Origin of the sequence: Janthinobacterium sp. BJB304 (genome assembly GCF_002735765.1) — a bacterium.
GTDB lineage: Bacteria > Pseudomonadota > Gammaproteobacteria > Burkholderiales > Burkholderiaceae_D > Janthinobacterium.
Genome location: NZ_PDZN01000004.1, coordinates 263,719 through 280,893, shown reverse-complemented (window position 1 = coordinate 280,893; position 17,175 = coordinate 263,719). Strand labels below are relative to the sequence as shown.

General features: G+C 63.8%; 11 protein-coding genes. 3 read left to right on the top strand and 8 right to left on the bottom strand.

All coding sequences use genetic code 11. The features are described 5' to 3' along the window. Nucleotides 1–39 precede the first annotated feature (39 nt). The 4 genes from CSQ95_RS06960 to imuA form a co-directional block, all read right to left on the bottom strand. Nucleotides 40–798, bottom strand: a complete 759-nt coding sequence (locus CSQ95_RS06960) for a S9 family peptidase (protein ID WP_099408952.1) — start codon at nucleotides 796–798, stop codon at nucleotides 40–42. 70 nt (nucleotides 799–868) lie between these two features. Then, nucleotides 869–1,573 carry a glutathione S-transferase N-terminal domain-containing protein gene (locus tag CSQ95_RS06955; protein WP_099408951.1) on the bottom strand — a complete coding sequence of 235 codons (705 nt, stop codon included), beginning with the start codon at nucleotides 1,571–1,573 and terminating at the stop codon, nucleotides 869–871. A gap of 81 nt (nucleotides 1,574–1,654) precedes the next feature. Continuing rightward, complete coding sequence (locus tag CSQ95_RS06950; protein ID WP_099408950.1) at nucleotides 1,655–3,142, bottom strand: DNA polymerase Y family protein; 1,488 nt, start codon at nucleotides 3,140–3,142, stop codon at nucleotides 1,655–1,657. After that, entirely contained in the window at nucleotides 3,072–3,782 is a 711-nt protein-coding gene (gene imuA, locus CSQ95_RS06945) for a translesion DNA synthesis-associated protein ImuA (RefSeq protein WP_099408949.1), read from the bottom strand. The genes CSQ95_RS06950 and imuA overlap by 71 nt, the downstream gene beginning before the upstream one ends. Before the next feature lie 206 nt (nucleotides 3,783–3,988). On the opposite strand from imuA, the gene CSQ95_RS06940 reads away from it, so the two are divergent. After that, entirely contained in the window at nucleotides 3,989–5,254 is a 1,266-nt protein-coding gene (locus tag CSQ95_RS06940) for a putative Na+/H+ antiporter (RefSeq protein ID WP_070310952.1), read from the top strand. 51 nt (nucleotides 5,255–5,305) lie between these two features. Here the strand turns inward: CSQ95_RS06940 and CSQ95_RS06935 are convergent, their stop codons facing one another. The 3 genes from CSQ95_RS06935 to CSQ95_RS06925 all read right to left on the bottom strand — a co-directional run bounded on the left by CSQ95_RS06935 (nucleotide 5,306) and on the right by CSQ95_RS06925 (nucleotide 10,108). Continuing rightward, on the bottom strand, nucleotides 5,306–7,339 hold the full coding sequence (locus tag CSQ95_RS06935) for a GNAT family N-acetyltransferase (protein WP_099408948.1): 2,034 nt from the start codon (nucleotides 7,337–7,339) through the stop codon (nucleotides 5,306–5,308). Nucleotides 7,340–7,417: 78 nt separating this feature from the next. Then, nucleotides 7,418–8,632: an MFS transporter gene (locus CSQ95_RS06930; RefSeq protein ID WP_070310948.1), complete on the bottom strand. Its 1,215-nt coding sequence runs from the start codon at nucleotides 8,630–8,632 to the stop codon at nucleotides 7,418–7,420. A gap of 288 nt (nucleotides 8,633–8,920) precedes the next feature. Next, nucleotides 8,921–10,108, bottom strand: coding sequence for a PHB depolymerase family esterase (locus CSQ95_RS06925; protein ID WP_099408947.1), 1,188 nt, complete (start codon nucleotides 10,106–10,108; stop codon nucleotides 8,921–8,923). A 398-nt stretch (nucleotides 10,109–10,506) separates the two neighbouring features. Here CSQ95_RS06925 and CSQ95_RS06920 point away from each other — a divergent pair, with 398 nt between their 5' ends. Then, nucleotides 10,507–11,091 carry a PRC-barrel domain-containing protein gene (locus tag CSQ95_RS06920; RefSeq protein WP_070221465.1) on the top strand — a complete coding sequence of 195 codons (585 nt, stop codon included), beginning with the start codon at nucleotides 10,507–10,509 and terminating at the stop codon, nucleotides 11,089–11,091. Nucleotides 11,092–11,560: 469 nt separating this feature from the next. Here the strand turns inward: CSQ95_RS06920 and hrpA are convergent, their stop codons facing one another. Next, nucleotides 11,561–15,790, bottom strand: a complete 4,230-nt coding sequence (gene hrpA, locus CSQ95_RS06915) for an ATP-dependent RNA helicase HrpA (RefSeq protein WP_373631529.1) — start codon at nucleotides 15,788–15,790, stop codon at nucleotides 11,561–11,563. Nucleotides 15,791–15,846: 56 nt separating this feature from the next. On the opposite strand from hrpA, the gene argA reads away from it, so the two are divergent. Then, a complete protein-coding gene (gene argA / locus CSQ95_RS06910) occupies nucleotides 15,847–17,157 on the top strand; it encodes an amino-acid N-acetyltransferase (RefSeq protein ID WP_046685875.1) in 1,311 nt (436 codons plus the stop codon). Nucleotides 17,158–17,175 lie beyond the last annotated feature (18 nt).

The following is a 17,175-nucleotide window of genomic DNA, read 5'->3' as shown; positions in this document are numbered from 1 at the left end:
CCTTAAAAACCCGCAGTCACCAGCCATCGATTACTTGCGTTACGATAAATAGCGCGCGCTCCACGCGGCGATGACGTTGGCGACATAGGCCGCATCATTGCGCCCCGTCAATAAGTGGTCGGCGTCGTCGAGCGAGACGAAGCTTTTCGGGTGCTTCGCGGCAGTAAAAATATCCATCGCGTTCGACAGGCTCACCGTCGTGTCGTTCGGCGCGTGCATCACCAGCAGGGCGCGGCGCAGGCCGGCGATGTGCTCCTTTAAACTGTGGCGGCCCGCGTCGTCGACGAATTGCTGGCGGATGCGGAAGGGCCGCCCTTCCAGCTGCACCAGCGCTTCGCCTTCGGCAGCGATTCGCTCCAGATGCTCGCTGAACATGCGCGTCACGTAGGCGGGCGTGCTCGGCGCGGCCAGGGTGGCAATGGCGGTGGCTTCCGGCACGTGCGCGGCGGCCGCCAGCACGGCGGCGCCGCCCAGGCTGTGGCCGATCAGCAATTGCGGCGCAGCATGTTTTGCCCGCAGGAAATCGGCGGCGGCGATCAAATCGTCCACATTCGACGAGAAATTCGTGGCGGCAAACTCGCCCTCGCTGGCGCCCAGTCCCGTGAAGTCGAAGCGCAGCACGGCGATGCCGTGTTCCGTCAAGCCTTGCGCGATGCGCCGCGCGGCCAGCACATCCTTGCCGCAGGTAAAACAGTGGGCGAACAGCGCGTACGCGCGGATGGCGCCGTCGGGCGCGTCGAGGCGCGCCGCCAGCACATGGCCGTGCGCGCCGGGAAAATCTTGCCGGGTGGATTTCATTGTCTCAGATCAAAGCTGCCGCGCAGGGCGGCCGATGGCGCATTGTAGCGCCGCCCGGCCGCCGCCTGTTTTAACCACGCTTGGGAATATCCACGCCCCTGGCAACGGCTGGCCTGGCCAGGAACGCATCCAGCGCACGCCGCACGTTCGGGAAATTATCAAAACCGACCAGGTCGCCCGCGCCATAGAAACCCACCAGGCAGCGCACCCACGGGAAGATGGCGATATCGGCAATCGTGTACTGACTGCCCATGATCCAGTCGCGGCCCTGCAGGCGCTGCTCGAGCACGCCCAGCAAACGCTTCGCTTCGCCCAGGTAGCGCTCGAGCGGACGCTTGTCTTCGTATTCCTTGCCGGCGAATTTGTGGAAGAAGCCCACCTGGCCGAACATGGGGCCGATACCGCCCATCTGGAACATCAGCCATTGGATGGTTTCATAGCGCAGGCCCGCGTCCTGCGGCAGGAACTTGCCCGTCTTTTCGGCCAGGTACAGCAGGATGGCGCCCGACTCGAACAGGGCCAGCGGCTGGCCAGCGGGACCGTCCGGGTCGAGGATGGCGGGAATCTTGTTGTTCGGATTGAGGGACAGGAAGGCGGGCGACAGCTGGTCGTTTTGCTCGAAGCTGACCAGGTGCGGCTCGTACGCCAGGCCCAGCTCTTCCAGCAGGATCGAGACCTTGATGCCGTTCGGCGTGGGCAGCGAGTACAGCTGCAGGCGCTCGGGGTGCCGGGCAGGCCATTTTTGGGTGATGGGGAAGTCGGAAAGCGGTGTCATGGATATCCTTCATTTCAATTAAAGACGCGACGCAAGAAAGCAAGTATAGCCAAGCATGGCCGTTTCAGCAGGACAGCCCTTTCAGCCAAACAAGCCATGCAAAAACCAGCGCGGCGCGGCGTCTTCGCCGCTGCCGGCGATGCGTTCGCGGTAGACCCAGTAGTGGGCGTGGTCGAGGCCTTCCGCAATAAAATAATCGCGCGCCTGCGACTGGCCCCACCAGCCCGCTTCGATGCGCTCGGCAACGGACACCATTTTCAAGGGCGAGCCATAGAAGGGACGGTGTTCGCGCATCAACAGGGCGATGGGCTGGGCCAGCAGCCAGCCGGGACGGGGCATGCCGGACAAGCCGGGCGGCAAGTCGGGTGGCGCGTTCTTGCCACTGCCCCTGACCGGCAGCGGCAGCCACTGGTTGGCCGCCTCGGGGCGGTAATCGGCGCGCGGTGCGGCCTGCAAGACATTGTCTGTGCCCAGGCGCGCCACCAGCAATTCCAGCAGGCGCTGACGCTCCTGCGGCGTGCCGCCCGGCTCGGGGAACAGGCTCTCGCTGGGCGGCGCCATCGCTTGCACCTGCAGCGCTTCCAGGCTCAAGCCGATCACGGGCGCCTCCAGCGCCAGCTGCGCCAGGCGCTCCTTGAGCAGGCGCACCAGATGCTCGTCGCGCCAGACGGCTTCGCCCAGCGCCAGGTCGATGACGGTGGGCGGGCGCGCCACCCTGCCCCGTTCGTGCGCCAGCAGCAGCTGTATGCGCTCGACGGCAAATTGCCGCGCGCACAGCCAGCCCGTCATTTGCTGCAGCAGGCGGCGCGCGCCGAACAGCAGCGCGTCGGCGTGCTCCACGCGGTCGAACAGTTCCAGGCTGGCGCGGAACGTGGGCGGCGCTTCGAGCCAGACGAACAGTTCCGTGCTGTGGCCATGCGCGTCGTCGAGCATGTCCAGCAAGGCCCCGCCGCAGCGGCGCTGCAAGCCGGGCCGGGGCAAGTGGCGCAACTGCCCCAGGGTGCGGCAGCCGATGCCCTCGAACCAGTCGAGCCAGGGGCGCGCGGGCGGCAGCAAGGCGCACGGCAAGCCATCGAGGCGGCGCACCAGGCTGGCCATGCTCAAGGTCCGGCCCCGGCGCGTACCGGCGCGCGCCAGCAGCCAGGCACCGCGTGCCGTGGGGGCGCACGACAGCTGGGCCGTGTAGCCGAGCGCGCGCAAGCTGGCCGCGATGTGCCGGCACAGGGCGCGCACGCCGCCGAACAGGCGCAGGCTGGCGCCCGCGTCGACGAGCAGGGTCGCTTCCTCGCCCTGCGCCACCAGCGGCGAATATTGCAGCAGCGCCAGCGCCACCGCCTGCAGGGCCTGCGCTTCCAGCTCGGGCGAGCGCTCGTGCAAACGCGCCTGCGGTGCCAGCATCAGCGCGCCCGCGCGGCACATGCCCGACCGGATGCCGGCGGCCCGCGCCAGCGGCGACAGGGCCATCACTTGCTCCTGCTCCAGCACCACGCCGAGGCTGTCAGCCGACCAGCGCGGGCAAAACACTTCGAGCGGGAGCCGGGGCAGGCACAGGCCGATCCAGAGTCGCATGGCGCAGCAGTAAAGAAGGAGGTTGCAGGGGCAGGAACAACGGCGCGTCGCGCTGCGGTCCCCGGCGCTTGATGAAGCCGATTTCAATGCCGCCGGCGGCCGGACGCACGGACAGGCGCAGCGGCGCGGGCGACGCATCCTGCGCGCCGTGCAAGGGGCGCAGCATGCAGAACAGGGTATTGCCCGCCTGCGCCGCCAGGTGCAGCCGGCGCAGGCTGTCGGCGCGCACGTGCGATTGCCAGAACAGCAGGGCGCCGCACGTGCCGCTGCGCAAGATGTTTTCCGCCGCCCACAGGGCATCCTTGCTGCCGGCGCTTTTGATCCACAGCAGCTGCGACGGCGCCAGCCCCTGCGCGGCCAGGGCCAGCGCCTGCGGCGGATGGGGTGGCTGCAGCAGCACGATGGGCAAGCCCGGCAGCTGCGCCAGCGCGGGCGCCAGCAGCCGCAATTCGCCGCTGCCCGGCTGCTGCACCAGCAGATCGATGAGGCTGCCGCTGGGCCAGCCGCCGCCGGGCAGCTGCGCCGACAGGGCGGCAAAGCCCGTATCCAGGCAGCGCGCGGCACCCTGGCCCAGCTGCGATGCGCGCCATAAAGACGGATGCAGGGCTTCCGGCGAGGCCATCAATTCGGAATGTTGCATAATTGAATATGAAGATAAATACTGTATGCATATACAGTACTATCCAGCCCTGCTTTTGGCAAGGCTTATCTGCCATATAGCGCGCCCGGGGCCGCTCCGCCATGTCCGAAAAACCCCGTTTCTGGCATCGATTGCTGTACCATAAGCACTCTCCTTACCGCTCGGCAATGCACCGGGCGGCTTCCTCCGTCCATAAGGAAACGCATTTGACCACCATCCAAATCATCAGCGCCATCGTCTTCGGCCTTGCGCTCATCCACACCTTCGCCGCCAAATCGTTTGAAACATTATCGCGGCGCCACCCCCGCCATGCGGGCTTGCTGCATCTGCTGGGCGAAGTGGAAGTCGTGTTCGGCTTCTGGGCCTTCATCCTGATCATCATCATGGCCTTTGTCTCGGGCAGCGATGCGGCCATCGAGTATGCCGAGTCGCGCCATTACACGGAACCGCTGTTCGTCTTTGTCGTCATGGTCGTGGCCGCCTCGCGCCCCGTGCTCGACGCCGTGCAGCGCCTGTTGAAAGGCGTGGCGCGCGTGATGCCGCTGCGCACGGAACTGGCCCTAGTCTGGCTGGGCCTGGCGCTCGTGCCGCTGACGGGCTCCCTGATCACGGAACCGGCCGCCATGACCCTGGCCGCGCTGATGCTGGCGCCGCAAATCTTCCGCCCGGGCATCCCTGAATGGCTGAAATACGGCGCATTGGGCGTGCTGTTCGTCAACGTTTCCATCGGCGGCACCCTCACCTCGTATGCGGCACCACCCGTGCTGATGGTGGCCACCACATGGAACTGGGACAGCGCCTTCATGGCCACCCATTTCGGCTGGAAAGCCGCCATCGCCGTGCTGGTCAATGCCACGGGCGTAAGCATTTTGCTGCGCAAATACCTGCATAGCAACACCTCCGACATCAAGCCGAAAGCCGGTGAAGTCGAAGCGCCGAAAGTGCCGCTGGCCGTCAGCCTCGTGCACATGATCGTGCTGGCCGGCGTCGTCACCCTGGCGCATCATCCCGTGCTGTTCATCGGCCTGTTCCTGTTCTTCCTCGGCTTCGTGCAGGCGTATGAACGCTATCAAAGCCCGCTGATCCTGAAGGAAGGCTTATTGGTCGGCTTCTTCCTCGGCGGCCTGGTGGTACTGGGCGGCATGCAGCAATGGTGGCTGCAACCGATCGTCTCGAGTCTGAAGCCGCTGGCCCTGTTCTTCGGCGCCCTGGGCTTGACGGCGATCACGGACAATGCGGCCCTCACCTACCTCGGTTCACTGATCGTCGGCATGACGGACGAAGCGAAATACATGCTGATGGCGGGCGCCGTGGCCGGCGGCGGCCTGACCGTCATCGCCAATGCGCCGAACCCGGCCGGCGTGGCCCTGCTGCGCCGCGGCTTCAAGGATGAATCGATCGGCGCCGTCGGCCTGCTGGCGGGCGCCCTGCTGCCGACGGCCGTGGCGGGCCTGGCCTTCCTGGCCTTGTAAGCACCCTCGCGGGGCGGCTGCCGGCCGCCCCTGCTCTCCCTCAGTTTCCCCTCAGTTTCCCTCATACACGAGGAAATGCAGCCGGTCATAGAACAGGCTGTAGGCATAGTCGAACGTGCCCACGCTGCGAAAACCCTTGTGCAGATACACTTGCAGCGCTTCGCTCTTTTCCCACACCGTCAGGGTGATGCGCGCGCAGCCCTTGCGGCTGGCCAGGTCGCGGATTTCATGGAACATTTGCCGGAACAGGCCCTGGCCCCGGTATTTCTCGTCGATGGCCAGGCTGCTGACGAAACAGTCGTCGGCGCACGCATGCGCGAGCACGAAGGCGTCATACGCATCGTCGAGCGCCTTCATGTCATCGCGGTAATATGACACGGCGCCGCAGGCCTGGAACTCGTCCATCGTCGCGGCCGTGAAAAAGCCGATGAAGCGCTCGTCCTCGTCATGCAGGCCGTGGATGTGCGCCAGATACGGATCGATATTCTGCCGCCGCTGCAATTCGACGAACTGCAGATTGAGTTTATTTCCAAAAGAGCAGTATTCCAGATAACTGGTGGCAAACAGCAGTTTGGCCATGCGGTTCTTCGTCTCGTCGCCCAGCAATTCACCTGCCACCAGCTTGAGCGGCGCATGCGACAGCAAGCCCGCCTGCGCCTCGTCACCTGGCGGGGCGGCCTCGCTGACGGCCGGCATGCGGCTGCCGTGGCGGCCGACGGTGGGGCGCCAGAAATTGCCGGCGGCAATATGCTGCGAACGGTGGGCCAGCAGGTAGCGGCAAAAGACGTCATTTACGCGATCGAGCTGCGGATCGTCCGACAGCACCGAGTAATAGTGGAAATGATCGATGTCCGCCCGCAGCTGGGCCGCATACGCCATGCGCGGCACTTCCTCGATGTCGAACACGTCGACGATGTCGGGCAGGCGCAAAGGATCGTCGAGCTGCCAGTCGATGTCATCGAGCCGCGCCACGCAGCGCGCATACGCGCGCCGCTCTTCGTCGCTCAGGGGGATGTGCATGCCGGTAATGATATCGTCCAGCAGCCGCATGCCGCGGATGCCGCCCGCCACCGCTTCGCGCACGCCGTCATACAGCACACAATAGCGCTGGTAGAACTCGGCATGGCTGAGCAGGGTCACGCCCAGGTTTTTCTTCCATTCGGCATAGAACTGGCCGAACAGCTGCGCCTCGAACTGCGGACAGGAACGGGGAACCTGCGCAGCGATACCCGCATAGGCGAGGTTCACATTGCGCTGGATCACGCGCAGCGCGGCGTCGTTCTTCTTGGCGATCAGCATGCCCGTTTCATCGAGAAACAGATTCATCCAGCTGACGTGCCGGCGCTCTTCGCTGTCATCACTCTTGCGCTGGAAATAATCGGGCACTTCCGGCTTCATCAGGAAAATCGTCGCCGGATTATGCGGGATCGTATCGACGTCCATGTACATGCCGCCGTATTCGCACATGATGAGGATGCGGAAATAATCGGACAAGGTGGCGAAGTAGCGCTGCGTATGCAGGGTGTCGAGAATGTCGAAGCGGGCCGGCGCGAAATCGAGCGCCAGCGCGCGCAGCGAGTTGATGTGCAGGGTCGTGCCGCCGATGGCATAGCGGCCTATCGTGTAGCGCCCGGCGCCGCCCGTGGGGCTGAAGCGTTCGTCATTGCGCAGCTGCTGCGCATCCCACACCCACAGGATGGAGACATACGGCGCGCCGCCGTTGTGCCGTACTTCTTCCAGCGCCGCGCCCCACTGCCCGATCGCGTCAAATGCGATGGCCGGCAGCGGTCCGCCCATCCAGATGCGGTGCAGGTAGCGCTCGTCGTCACCGAGGGCGCGCGTGGGGATGCAGCTGAGCGAAGAACAGCTTGCCGCATTGAAATGGTTAAAGTTCAGACCGACGAAGCTGCGCAGGGCGGCGATCCCCGCCTGGTGTTCCGCGGCCAGTTGTTCCAGATCAATGCCAGGGGGCCGCACATCGGCCAGAGTGATGTAATCGAGCTTCAGCCGGTTGATGCGGAACTCGTATTCCAGGTTGAAAATCTTTGCTTGATCGTGTTTTGAGGCCAGGTCATCTATTTTCATGGGCGCACCATTTTCCGCAGGAGAGTGTCAATAAACGTCGCAGGAGGTAAAACAAGGTCGAGAACATGCGCTGCGCCATCAGTGCCGGGCCAGCCGCACCTCGCTTTCCCGGCGCCCCGCCATGCCCCGCGTAAACAACAGCAGGCAGGCGGCGATGACCACGATGACGGGAATATTCAGCAACGCATACGTTTCCAGCGCATAGCCGAAGCGCTGGCACAGCACGTTGTACAGCTGCAGCCAGGCGGACAGATAAATGCAGTACAGCAAGCTCATGGCGGCCGTCGTCAATGTCATCGACTCCTTGCTGGCCGTGATCGCGCTGCGGATCAAGGCGCCGTTGAACAGGCCGAAGCCGATGGAATAGACAAACATGCAGGCCGCAAACACATCGACGTGATGGCGGCCCGCGCCGGCGCCCAGCATGCCGGCCGCCGCGATCAGCCCTCCCATGCGCAGTAGATGGACGAGCGGGAAATCCTGGCGCAGGCGCTGGATGGCGATGCTGCTGAGGACGAAGCCCGACAGAATCACGCATTGCAGTGCGATATAGGTGGCGTAGGAGGCGCCCATTTCCTGCAGCACGAAGATGGGCGAGAAACCGATCCAGGCCGTCAGGGGCACGGTGGCCAGGCCGGCCGTGAACATGCCGAACATGAAGCGCCCGTTGCTGAAAATGGCGGCATAGCTTCGCACGATGGCGGCAAGGTCCAGGCGCGTGACCGTGGGCGCCGTGCGCGGCATGGTCTTGAACAGGCCCAGCAGGGACAACAGCGCCAGCAGGCCCGAGAGGAAAAACACGTAGCGCCAGTCCAGCCGGCTGATGATGGCGCTGCCGAGGATGGGACCGGCCAGGGGCGCAAGGATGGTGGTACTCGACAGAATACTGCTGAGCTTGACGGCGGCCATGTCGTCGAACAGTTCATGGATCATGGCATAGCCGACAAAGATGAAGCAGCAGCCCATGCCCTGGATGAAGCGCACGGCGAGAAATTGCTCGATCGAGGCGGTCAATGGCACGGCCAAGGTGGCCAGCAGGAACAAGGCATTGCCGGTCAACACCAGCTTGCGCTTGCCGATGCAGTCGGCCAATGGCCCCAGGAAAATCTGCAGGGAACTGCCGCCCAGCAGATACAGGCTCAGGGACAGGGGGACAAACTTTTTCTCCGCCTGGAACTCGTCGACGATGCCCAGCATCGCCGGCATGATCATGTCGTTCGACAGATAGATATTCAGTTCAAAGACGAGAAAAAACGCAAAAAACCACAGCAACTGCTTGGACTTGATGGACATGGCGCGTTCCGTAACGTGGGTGGCTGCCGTCAGTGCATGCCAGCCGTCGGGGCATGGGACGGCGGACACGTCTCACACTGAAAAAGTGTACCAATTGTATACCAATTAGTATTTTTAACGCCGATTTTTGTGATTTTTAAATACCGCAGCAATACCACTTACGGTAAATCCATGGCATTGCGGGAATGGCGCCTGCCCTGAAAAGGGCGCGCCAGCATGCCGGTGCGCTGGCGCGGGCATGCCGGGAAGGGAAAAACGATGCGTACCAGTCGGCGCGCGGCGAGCCGCTTACCGGCGGCGGTGGCCGGCGAAGAAATCGAGCAGCATCTTGCTGGCGTCGGGCTTGGCCTTGTCGTTGAACGGCAGGCTGGCGTCGCCGCCGCTCCACGCGTGCTCGAGGTGCTCGATCTGCGCCACGCGCAGCAGCACCTGCTTGCCCACCTGATAGTCGTGCAGCGCATAGGCATGGGCCGGATTGCGCCCGCCCGCAGCCCCGCCGGGCAGGCGCTGCGCCGTCACCACGGTGTCCAAGGGCATGCGGTTCACGCGCACGCTCTGACGCACCAGCTGCGTCTGGTTAATGAGCCGCACCACCTTGTCGGCCTGCCCTTGCAGCAGGATGGTGGGCAGGCGGGGGAACGCGGGCTGGCGCGCCAGCACTTCATCGATGGCCGCATCGGCGCGGGCAGCAGCACCATGCTGCATCACGCCCAGCGCGCCGATCAGGTTATGGCCGGCGCCAAACACAGGGCCCGAATGCAGGCCCAGCGCGGCGAACAGATGCGGGTGATTCAGGGCCACGATATGCGCCATGCCGGCGCCGGCGGAAATGCCACAGATATAGATGCGCGCGCGGTCGATCGCATAGCGGGCCGCCACCTGCTCGATGGCGCCGACGATCAGGCGCACATCGCCGCCGCCCTCCTGCGTCAGCTTGTCGTACCACTTCCAGCAGCGGCGCGCATGCGAGCGCAGCGATTGCTGCGGATACAGCACGGCATAGCCCTTGCGCTCGGCCAGGCGGTTCATGCGCGTGCCGTCGGCAAACTGCGTGGCGCTCTGCTCGCAGCCGTGCAGCATCACCAGCAGCGGCCGGCCACGGCTGCGCATGGCGGCGCTCGGCGCCTTGTCGGGCAGGTACAGGAAATATGGCAGGCGCCGGCCCGGCAACTGTCCCAGTTCCGGCAGGGGCGCATAGTGGGCGGCCAGCCACTTGCCCGGCGGAGGCGCCGTTCGCTTGCGCACGCGTGGGGGCGACAGGGGCGTGGCAAACGGCGCCAGCGAGGGCACGGCGTCGCTGGCGGGCCTGGCGCGCGGCGTCGGCCTGGTCTTGGCCACAGGTTTGCTGCGAGGCTTGGCCCTGGGCTTGGCAGGCACGGGCCCGAACAGCACCTTGGCCAGCTTGGTTGCCGTGCGCTGCTGTGCCTTACCGGCGCGCAATAGCCCGCGCAGCCATTTGGTGGCGGGCTTTACCATGGCGCTCGGCGCGCGTGTCTTGGTGGAGCGTACCGCAAGTTCATCCCTCTGCATCGTTGCATCGTCAGCATGCGCGGCCTCCTCCGTAGAACGCATAGAGTACCGCAATTGGGCCACGGCACCGTACGTTTGCGCACGGATAAAAGTGCCGCTAAGTAATCCTCAGGAAATTATTGTGAATTTATGACGAACAGAACCGGATGCTATGCAAGGCGCCCACTGCTAGCAGTGCGAGCACTGCTAGCAGTGGGCAACGCCGCAGAGCGCCGGTTATGGAAGTCAGAAATCATAATAATTTATTGGGGGTTACTTAACACCATTGAGGCAGATCAAACGCGAACAGGTGCGTATGCTTAATCTGGATGTTCGATCAGCATTTCACCAGAGGAGAGAACACCATGAGCTACCTGGACCGCGACATCCTGGGCATGTACCGCAACCACGACGGCCCGGGGCCAGCCCTGATGGGGGCCGACACCCTGATCGGGGACGAAGTCTACAATCACAACGATGAGGAGCTGGGCGACATCAAGGAAATCATGCTCGACATGCGCACCGGCCAGATCGCGTATGCCGTGCTGTCCTTCGGCGGTATCCTGGGCATGGGCGACAAATTGTTTGCCGTGCCCTGGGAACGCCTGACCCTGGACACCGTCAACAAGCGCTTCCTGCTCAACGTGGATAAAGACCTGCTGAAAAACGCTCCCGGCTTCGACAAGAACAACTGGCCCGACATGGGCAGCGATGCCTGGAACCAGCAGATGGAAGCGTTCTATGGCAGCGGCACGCGCTACAGCAGCGGCGCCATGGCCGGCAGCCGCATGCCATCGGGCAGCGACCTGCGCGGTGGCGCCAGCCTGCAATCGGGCAGCGAAGGCAGCCTGTCCGGCAGCTCCATGAGCGGCAGCCGCGCCGGCACCAGCAGCCAGAGCGGCTCGCGCTCATCGCTCAGCGACGATGATCTCAATAAAGATAGAACGTAGATCGGGCAGGCAGGACAGGTCGGGTAGGTCGAGTAGGTCGGATTAGCGGCGCAGCCGCGTAATCCGACACCACCAGCGACAACGTTAACAGCGCACCATCCAGCACCCCATCGCCCGGGCCAACGATGGCGTCGGATTACGCACGCCCTGCGGACGCGCTAATCCGACCTACCGCTGCATCGATTCCCATACCTTCTGCAAACGCTTGGCAGAAACGGACATCAGCGTGCGCAGTTCCCGTGCGAACAGTCAGGCAGGTCGGGCAGGTCGGGCAGGTCGGGTAGGTCGGGTAGGTCGGATTAGCGGCGCAGCCGCGTAATCCGACACCACCAGCGAAACCGTTAACACCCATCGAAACCCATCGACACCATTGACACCATTGACACCATTGACACAATCAACACCACCCCATCGCCCAGGCCAACGATGACGTCAGATTACGCGCGCCCTGCGGACGCGCTAATCCGACCTACCGCTGCATCGATTCCCATACCTTCTGCAAACGCTTGGCAGATACGGGCATCGGCGTGCGCAGTTCCTGCGCAAACAGCGACACGCGCAGCTCTTCCAGCATCCAGCGGAACTCGACCAGTTTCGGATCCGTGTTCTTGCCGGCCTGGCGGTCCTTGGCCTGGCGCAAATACGGCGCGGCGGCCGATTGCCATTCGGCCATCAACTTGGTGTCGCGTGCGGGGTCGGCGCGCAATTTTTCCAGGCGCACATTGATCGCCTTCAAATAGCGGGGGAAATGCGCGAGCTGCGTGTATTCGTTTTCCGTCAGGAAACGTTTATGCACGAGGCCCTGCAACTGCGACTGGATATCGCTGGCCGCCGCTGCGGGAATGTTTTGCAGCCGCTTCGGCAACCCGTGGAATTCCGTCAGCACTTGCGACAGCAAACGGGCGATTTCATTGACCAGCAAGACCAGTCGCGACTTGCCTTCCGCCTGGCGCTTGGCGAACGAGGCGGCGTCCAGCGGCAGCGGATCTTGCAAGCAAGCAATGTCGAGCGCCTTGTTGATGATTTGCTCGCGCAACTCTTCCTGCGATCCCAGGGCCATGAATTGCATGCCCATCTGCTGCAAGCCGGGAATGCTTTTCTCGACGTACTTGATCTGCTCCTTCATTTGCAGCGCAAATAAACGGCGCAAACCGATCTTGTGCGTGCGCGCCGCCACCGTCGGATCATCAAACACTTCCAGGTCGCAATGCGTGCCCTTGTCGACGAGGGCCGGGAAACCGATCAGTGTCAGCTTGCCCTGCACGATTTCCAGCAGCTCCGGCAATTCGCCGAAGGTCCAGGCCGTCAAACCCATGTGCTGCGAGACGGTGGCGTTCGGAGCCGCCGGCGCGGCGGCGGATGCGCCCTTGCCTGCTGCAACTGTAGCGCCCTGCGCCTGCAGCCGTGACGCCACTTGCGCGCCCGCCACCTTGGCACCGGGCGTGCCCGTGCCCGAGACGCCCGACACTTCGGCCAGCTTCTGGAAACTCTGGCGCGCCTGGCCGCCGAATTCCGCCTGCAGGGTGGCCAGGTTGCGGCCCATGTCCAGCTGGCGGCCATGCTCGTCGATCACCTTGAAATTCATGAAGTGATGGGCAGGCAGGGTTTCCGGCTTGAAATCCGTCGTCAGCACGTTGATCGTGATCTGCGTGCGGATATCGAGGATGATGGCGTCGATCAGGTCGCCCCGGCCGAACACGCCCGCTTCATGCACGCGCTCGCAGAATTTCGCCGCGTAATCGGGCAGCGGCACGCAGTGGCGGCGCAGCTTTTGCGGCAGGGATTTTAATAGCAGATGCACTTTTTCCTTCAGCATGCCCGGCACCAGCCATTCGCAGCGCTCGCGCGGCAACTGGTTCAAGGCATACAGGGGCACGCTCAAGGTCACGCCATCGCGCACGCTGCCCGGCTCGAAGTGATAGGTCAGGCCCATTTCCAGGCCCGTCACGGACATGGTTTTCGGGAACAGGTCCGTCGTCACGCCGGCCGCCTCGTGGCGCATCAGCTCTTCGCGGTTCAGATACAGCAGCTTCGGATTCTCGCGCGTGGCCTCTTTATGCCATTTCTCGAAGCCGGCGCCATTGCACACGTCCGCCGGCAGCAGCTTGTCGTAGAAAGCGGCGATCAGCTCATCGTCGACCAGCACGTCCAGCCGGCGCGATTTGTGTTCGAGGTTTTCGATATCCTTGATCAGTTTGTGGTTGTGCGCAAAGAAGGGCGCACGCGTGTCGAAGTCGCCGCCAACGAGCGCGTCGCGGATGAAAATCTCGCGCGCTTCCGGCAAGTTGAAATTGCCGTAATTGATGCGGCGCTGGCTGTACACCACCAGCCCGTACAAAGTCGCGCGTTCGGACGCCGTCACTTGCGCCGAGCGTTTTTCCCAGCGCGGCTCGCCCCACGATTTCTTCAGCAGGTGCTCGCCGACTTTTTCCAGCCACTCGGGCTGGATCTGCGCCACGCAGCGCGCGTACAGCCGCGTCGTGTCGACCAGTTCGGCCGCCATGATCCACTTGCCCGGCTTTTTCAGCAGCGAAGAACCGGGCCAGATATGGAACTTGATGCCGCGCGCGCCCAGATACCCGGCGCCCGGCTCGTCCTCGCCCTTGAAACCGATATTGCCCAGCAAGCCAGTCAGCAAGGCCATGTGCAGATTGTCGTAGGTGGCCGGCGCTTCGTTCAGGCGCCAGCCCTGCTCCTTGACGATGGTCAGCAGCTGCGAGTGCACGTCGCGCCATTCGCGCAGGCGCATCTGCGACAGGAAATTCGTGCGGCAATTGTCCTGCAGCTGGCGATTGGTTTTCTTGTGCTCGATGGCGGACTCGAACCAGCGCCAGATCTTCAGGTAGCTGAGGAACTCCGATTTTTCATCGGCGAATTTCTTGTGCGCTTCGTCGGCCGCCTGCTGGTGTTCCATCGGGCGGTCGCGCGGGTCTTGCACGGACAGGGCGGAAGCGACGATCAGCACTTCCGTCAGACACGCGTTATCGAGCGCGGCCAGGATCATGCGGCCCACGCGCGGGTCCAGCGGCAGCTTGGCCAGCTTGTTGCCCAGCGCCGTCAGTTTATTGACTTCATCGACAGCACCGAGTTCCTGCAGCAGCTGGTAACCGTCGGCGATGGCGCGCGCCAGCGGCGGCTCGATGAAGGGGAAGGTTTCCACGTCCGTCAGGTGCAGGGACTTCATGCGCAGGATGACGGCGGCCAGCGAGGAGCGCAGGATTTCCGGCTCCGTGAATTTCGGCCGCAGCAGATAATCCTGCTCTTCGTACAAACGGATGCACACGCCGTCGGCCACGCGGCCGCAACGGCCGGCGCGCTGGTTGGCGGCCGACTGGGCGATCGGTTCGACCTGCAGCTGTTCGACCTTGTTGCGGTAGCTGTAGCGTTTCACGCGCGCCAGGCCCGCGTCGACCACGTAGCGGATGCCGGGCACTGTCAGCGAGGTTTCCGCCACGTTGGTGGCCAGCACGATGCGGCGCGCATTGCTGGTCTTGAAGACGCGTTCCTGCTCCTCGGCCGACAGGCGGGCGAACAGGGGCAGGATTTCCACATGCGGCGGATGGTGCTTGCGCAGTGCTTCGGCGCAGTCGCGGATTTCGCGCTCGCCGGGCAGGAACACCAGCACGTCGCCCGAGCCGATGCGGCACAGCTCTTCCACGCCATCGACGACGGCGTCCATCAGGTCGCGCTTTTCGCGCGCGGCGGCGGTGCGCTGGCCGGGCTTGTCGGCATTGCTGCCTGCGCCAGGCATGGCCACCTGCTCGCGTTCCACGGGACGGTAGCGCACTTCCACCTGGTACAGACGGCCCGACACTTCGATCACGGGTGCCGGTTTTTCCGGCGTGCCGAAATGGCGCGAGAAGCGCTCGGCATCAATGGTGGCCGAGGTGATGATGATCTTCAGGTCGGGCCGGCGCGGCAGCAGCTGCTTTAAATAACCAAGCAGGAAGTCAATGTTCAGGCTGCGTTCGTGCGCTTCATCGATGATGATGGTGTCGTAGTTTTTCAACAACGGGTCGGTCTGCGTCTCGGCCAGCAGAATGCCGTCCGTCATCAGCTTGACGGACGCGCCACGGCTCAGGGTGTCGTTAAAGCGCACCTTGAAACCCACGGTTTCGCCCAAGGGCGTGCCCAGTTCCTGCGCGATGCGCTTGGCCGTCGACGAGGCGGCGATGCGGCGCGGCTGCGTGTGGCCGATCATGCCCTTCTGTCCGCGTCCCAGCTCCAGGCAAATCTTCGGCAACTGCGTCGTCTTGCCGGAACCCGTCTCGCCCGAGACGATGATGACCTGGTTTTCCATCAGGGCCTTGGCGATTTCTTCGCGCCGGCCCGAGACGGGCAAGTCTTCCGGATACGTAATCGGTGGCAGCGGGTTGCGGAAGGCCTTTTCCGCCTCGCGCGCGGCGCGGGCCGCGTCACGGCTCTCGCGGCTGGCCTGGTCATCGCGCGGCGCCTGCCCCTCGCGCGGCGGACGCGGCGCGCGCTGCTGCTGCTGCTGCTGCTGTTGCTGTTGCTGTTGCTGTTGCTCTTTCTGCTGTTCCGCGCGTGGCGGCTGCTGCCTTTGCTGGCTCACGGGCGGGCGTGATCGGCCTTGCGCAGGCGTGGCGGCAGGCGTGGCGGTAGGCGTGGCAACACCCCCGCTGGCGGGCACATTTGCAACGGTGGAAGGAGGGGAAGACTTATTGCTGGCTGAAGACATTGTTTTTTACAGGTATTTTAAGCGCGCACATCGCGCAGCGAATTATAATGCGCTTAATGGAAAACCCTACCCAATTCGTCCAATGGCTGCGCTCCGTCGCGCCCTACATCCACGCCTTTCGCGGCAAGACCTTCGTGGTCGCCTTCCCCGGTGAACTCGTCAGCGCCGGGGCGCTGCAGGTGCTGGCCCATGATTTGTCCCTGCTGCATGCGCTGGACATCAATGTCACCGTCGTCTACGGCTCGCGGCCGCAGGTGGCGGAACAACTGGCCTTGCGTAACGTCGAAGGCCGCTTCCACAACGGCGTGCGCATCACGGATATCGCCGCGCTGGAATGCGCAAAGGAAGCGGCCGGCGAGCTGCGCCTCGATATCGAGGCCGCGTTCAGCCAGGGCTTGCCGAACACGCCCATGTCGCATGCGGCCATCCGCATCATTTCCGGCAACTTCATCACGGCGCGCCCGCTGGGCGTGATCGATGGCGTGGACCTGGAACTGACGGGCATCACGCGCAAGGTCGACGCCGAAACCATCCATTCCATCCTTGGCTCGGACGGCCTGGTGCTGCTCTCGCCGCTGGGCTTCTCGCCAACGGGCGAAGCGTTCAACCTGACCATGGAAGACGTGGCGTGCAGCGCCGCCATCGCCCTGCACGCGGACAAACTGATCTTTATTACCGAAACGCCGATGATGGAAGACGCCACGGGCGTGGAAATCCGCGAACTGTCGTCGCACCAGGCCGAAGCCGTGCTGATGGCCGGTTTCTTGCCCGACGCCACGGCGTTCTACCTGAAGCATTGCGTCAAGGCTTGCCACAACGGCGTCGAGCGCTCGCACATCGTGCCGTTCTCGATGGACGGTTCCGCCCTGCTGGAATTGTTTACCCATGATGGCGTGGGCACGATGATCAGCCATGAAAACCTGGAAAGCCTGCGTCAGGCCACCATCGAAGACGTGGGCGGCATCATCAAACTGATCGAACCGCTGGAAGCGGACGGCACTTTGGTGAAGCGGGGCCGCGAGCTGATCGAGCGCGAAATCGATTATTTCTCCGTCATCGAGCATGACGGCGTGATCTTCGGCTGCGCCGCCCTGTACCCGTTCCCCGCGCAAAAGATGGCGGAAATGGCATGTTTGACGGTCAACCCGGAAGTGCAAGCCCAGGGCGACGGCGAGCGCATCCTGAAACACATGGAAAACCGCGCGCGCGCCGCCGGCCTGAACAAACTGTTCGTGCTGACCACGCGCACCTCGCACTGGTTCAAGAAACGGGGCTTTGTGCCGGCCACCGTCGACGATCTGCCGAAGGACCGCCAGCATATGTATAACTGGCAGCGTAAATCGCAGGTGCTGATCAAGACCCTGTAATCGGCGTCACTGAACACG